Genomic DNA, 3,841 nt, shown 5'->3' on the forward strand with positions numbered 1-3,841 from the left:
TACCGCCCCCTCCCCAGGGGGGGGCTAGCCGCCCACCAGGTCAATAACAACCGGTGGAATCCCTACGCGTGCGTTGGTTCAGTTGAACTAGTCGGAATCCCGTGGGGATTCCATCTCTTCTCTGAAATGCGACGGAAGGCGGTTACCTACTTCTACCCTGTGGTTACCCGCCGTCAATGGGTGAATGGCCCCGGCCTTACGCCTTGAGGCGACGGCCTGACGCTGGATGAGTTAGTTGCACCGACCTCAAGCGCCGGTCGTGGCTGCCGCAAAGACTTGCTCTACTAACCCGCAAAGGTCGTTGTTTGCCCAGGTCAGAAGCGCTTTTCAGCCCGTCGCAAGAGGTCTGCGCAAAGGTCAGGCATCGACCAGCCTCGGCGCTGGAATGACCAGCAGATAGCGGCCGGGCTCCCGTCGCGGTGCAGACCGGTTCAGCCGGGTGACGTAGCCCGCATGAAGCAGCGCTGTCAGGCCACGGCGGGCAGCCCGCTCCCAACCGTCACGCGGACGGCTCATCCCCGGATCGTGTCGGCCTCCCGGGCCGAGCATCGCGTCACCCAGAGAGCGAGTCGTCACCGTGACTTCGCAACACTCGTCGGCCAGTCGCGCCAGAGCCTTTGCGACTAGCAGCGCGTCCCGGCGAAAGGTCGGGTCGGAGAGCGCCAGTGACTCCCACGTATGCCTCACGATGCCAGCCCCCTCGCCTTGTCGGTCACGTTCCATCGGCCACGGCTTTTCACCAGCAGTCCGGCAGTGACGGCCAACCACCGCGCATTCCGGATGGGCGCTTCGGTGGTGCCGTAGAACTCGGCAAGCCCCGCAGTCGTCCACTCGGCCTCATCGCCGTAGCGCTCGACCAGAGCGAGCGCCTGCAAGCGCTCGGTTTCGTTGGCGTTCGACCACGGGTCACCGGTCCCGGTGATCACCTGCCAGCCCGGTACGCCGCCCTCACTCCGCTTCGCCCGCCTAGCCACGAGAGCCCGCCAGCGTGACGGCTACGACCGCGAAAGGCCCTGCCTGGGCAATCACCTTCGGAGCGCTCACACCCTGCCCCGATCACGCGGGATAGCCGTCACGTTTCGCGCCCTCCGGGCCGCCTCTCGGCACCGGCCAGAGCAGTAGCGAGCATCGGAGCGCTTCGCGGCGAAACTGCCCGTGCAGTGGCGGCACATCGCGTTAGTCCGCGCCCGAGACTTTCGGCCTGGTCGCGTCCGGTTCACCGGGCGGCACTCGTAACGACCAGTCCGGTAGTTCTTCCGAGGTTTCGGGTTCAGCCGACGCTCACAGGAGCGGCAGAGGCTCAGGCTCATCCGGGGCATGTGGCTTAGGCCGATCACAGTCCATTCGGCAGTCTCGACCGCGCACGGTCGACACATTCCCTGACGGAGCGCCGTCTCAATCTCGCGCTCAACGCGCTTGGTCTCGAAAAGTGTTTCCGTTTCGCGGACCCGATTCAACGGTGGTCCCCGCGAGTGTTCGCCGGTCCCATGTGGTCGGGACGGACGCACCGGCTATTGCCGCAGAGTGTTAGCGGTCGGCGCGGCAGCCGGATACCGATGACCCGGCCATTCTTCTTTCGAGCGTCCCGGATTCGACCCGGCGAGGCGTCAATCGTGTAGCAGTCAGTTGCCATAGGCACTTCCCTTTCTGTTTGGTGGTTTATGCGCTCACCGGTACGTAGACCGAGTCCTCGTACGCGAGGACGTCGGCAAGACGGTAGGCGACTCGTCCGCGAATCTTGAGGTATCCCAGCCCCTCGCTGCGGTGACGGAGGTTTGCAAGGTGGCCCTTGCTCACTCCCCAACGGCTCGCCAACTCGTCTGGCGTAAGAAGTTCGTTCCTCTCCATGCGCTCCCCTTTCGTTTCTGGAAATAGAGAAAGGGCCAGCAACCACGCCCGATTACAGGCGCGTCACTGACCCTTGGCGCTCCGGACCGCGGCCCCCGAAGCCTGCCGCCAGCGGTCATACTGGCGACAACATGAGCGGTAATTTCGATTCATACTCTAGCAACCGGTCCCGGCAAAGTGAGGCAGTCTTGCGCGGCCCCAGACGATTGCGAACGTGCAAGTCTCAGAAAGGTCCGCGCTCACCAGCGGGAACGCGCTGAATTACGGGTTGATAACGGCAAAGCCCAGAGCGGAAGTCCTGGAAGCCGTATAAAAGCCTCTAGCGGCTCGCAGCGTTGGCCCGGCGTCCCTGGCCCCTCGGCGGCTACTCGGCCGCGAGAGGCATTTTTCTGCAATTTCCAGAGGGGCATTGGAGGGATGCCCGCTCCCTACGTGGGTCGCGGGCGGCAGGTACGATCCCCGGCATGGCACGCAAGGCGCTCCCGCTCGGCGGGCACGGAGAGATTGAGACGACGGCACAGGTCAACGACAACGGGCGGTGGGTCGCCACTGAGAACGCGCGCAAGGCAGAGCGCCACCGAGCGCGGGCGTACTTCCGAGGCTGGGACGGCGTACGACGGGAAGTTTCCGCGGTAGGACGGACCAAGCACGCCGCGATCAAGGCATGCGAGAAGCGGTTAGCCGAACGGCTCCGGCAAGGCGACAGCAGCGGGAACACGCTCACGCCAATCACGCCGCTAGTCACGGCGGGACGGCTATGGCTTGCACAGGCAGAACGGAGAGACTCGGGCCTCTCGGCCCGGTCCGTCACCGACTACACCGGGAGTTTCGACCGCTACGTGGACGCGAACGGCTCATCGGTGCGTGGACTTACGCTCTCGCAAGCCAACGATCCCCAGCGGTTGCGCATCTTCCTGCAGAGGCTCGCAGACAACCACGGCACCGGCGCGGCCAAGATCACCCGGACAGTCCTTTCCAACGTGCTCACGTTCGCCGTCGATAACGGCGTGCTGACGGCCAACGCCATGCGTCAGGTGCGGGCGATCCGGTCGCAGACCCCGAAGGACGATGGACGCGACAGGACACGGGCGTTCACCCGCGACGAGAGAGACGCGGTGATTGCCTACGCCGACGCCGACGCGGCGGCTCTCGACCTCAACCCCCGTTCTGTCCGGAAGCGGCAGGCGACTGCCGATCTGGTCGCGTTCCTCGCAGGTACCGGGGCACGGATCGAAGAAGCCCGGTCGGTTCGGTGGGACGACTACGACCCCGGCACCGGGGCATGCCGCATCCGGGGCACCAAGTCAGGCAGCGCGGATCGGGTCGTGACCCTCCCCGCATGGCTACAGGACCGCCTAGACGCCCGTAAGGCTCGGGTTGGGGCTGAGGGCTACCTGTTCGCCTCTCCGGCACTCAGGGCCGATCCTGAGAAGCCGTGGGACCAGTCCAACAGCGCGAACGCCGTCCGGGCCGTTCTCGACGGTGCCGGGTTCTCGTGGGCAGTCCCGCACACGTTCCGGCGCACCGTGGCGACGTTGCTGCATGAGGCAGGCGTCCCCATCGTTCGCATTGCCGACCAGTTGGGACACGCCGACCCGGCCATGACTGCCCGCGTCTACCTCGGGCGGGACTTTGAGGGCGACAAGAGCGACATAGCCGGACACCTGTAGCCCGCTGGCGCTCCCCAGATTCCCCACAAACGTCCCCACTTTGGACCTAAACCCCCGTGACCCGATGTGACCTCTTGGGATGTTCGCTAGGCGTCGCTCCCGGTCAACCACGGGGCAAACGTCGATCTAGGGTGGTCAGGAGTGACCCCCTGTGAAGCCCGCCGAACCTAAGCGAAAGGTCGCAGGTTCGACTCCTGCCTGGGGCACCCATGTGAGGTGCGCCTTCGGCTGAAGGGTGACCCATGTGATGTCCTGAGACATCACAGGAGGGTGCCTGCCGGGCTCGAACCGACCACCGAGCCGATATGAGTGGCGAGCTCTAA

At 65.2% G+C, this 3,841-nt stretch carries 2 protein-coding genes; one reads left to right on the plus strand and one right to left on the minus strand.

Translation table 11 applies throughout. From position 1 onward, the window contains the following. Positions 1–683: 683 nt before the first annotated feature. A complete protein-coding gene (locus ACYQ0U_RS22550; protein WP_459976130.1) occupies positions 684–926 on the minus strand; it encodes a hypothetical protein in 243 nt (80 codons plus the stop codon). 1,386 nt (positions 927–2,312) lie between these two features. On the opposite strand from ACYQ0U_RS22550, the gene ACYQ0U_RS22555 reads away from it, so the two are divergent. Continuing rightward, entirely contained in the window at positions 2,313–3,518 is a 1,206-nt protein-coding gene (locus ACYQ0U_RS22555) for a tyrosine-type recombinase/integrase (RefSeq protein WP_459976131.1), read from the plus strand. Positions 3,519–3,841: the final 323 nt, after the last annotated feature.

The sequence above is a fragment of the Nocardioides pyridinolyticus genome (assembly GCF_054653575.1).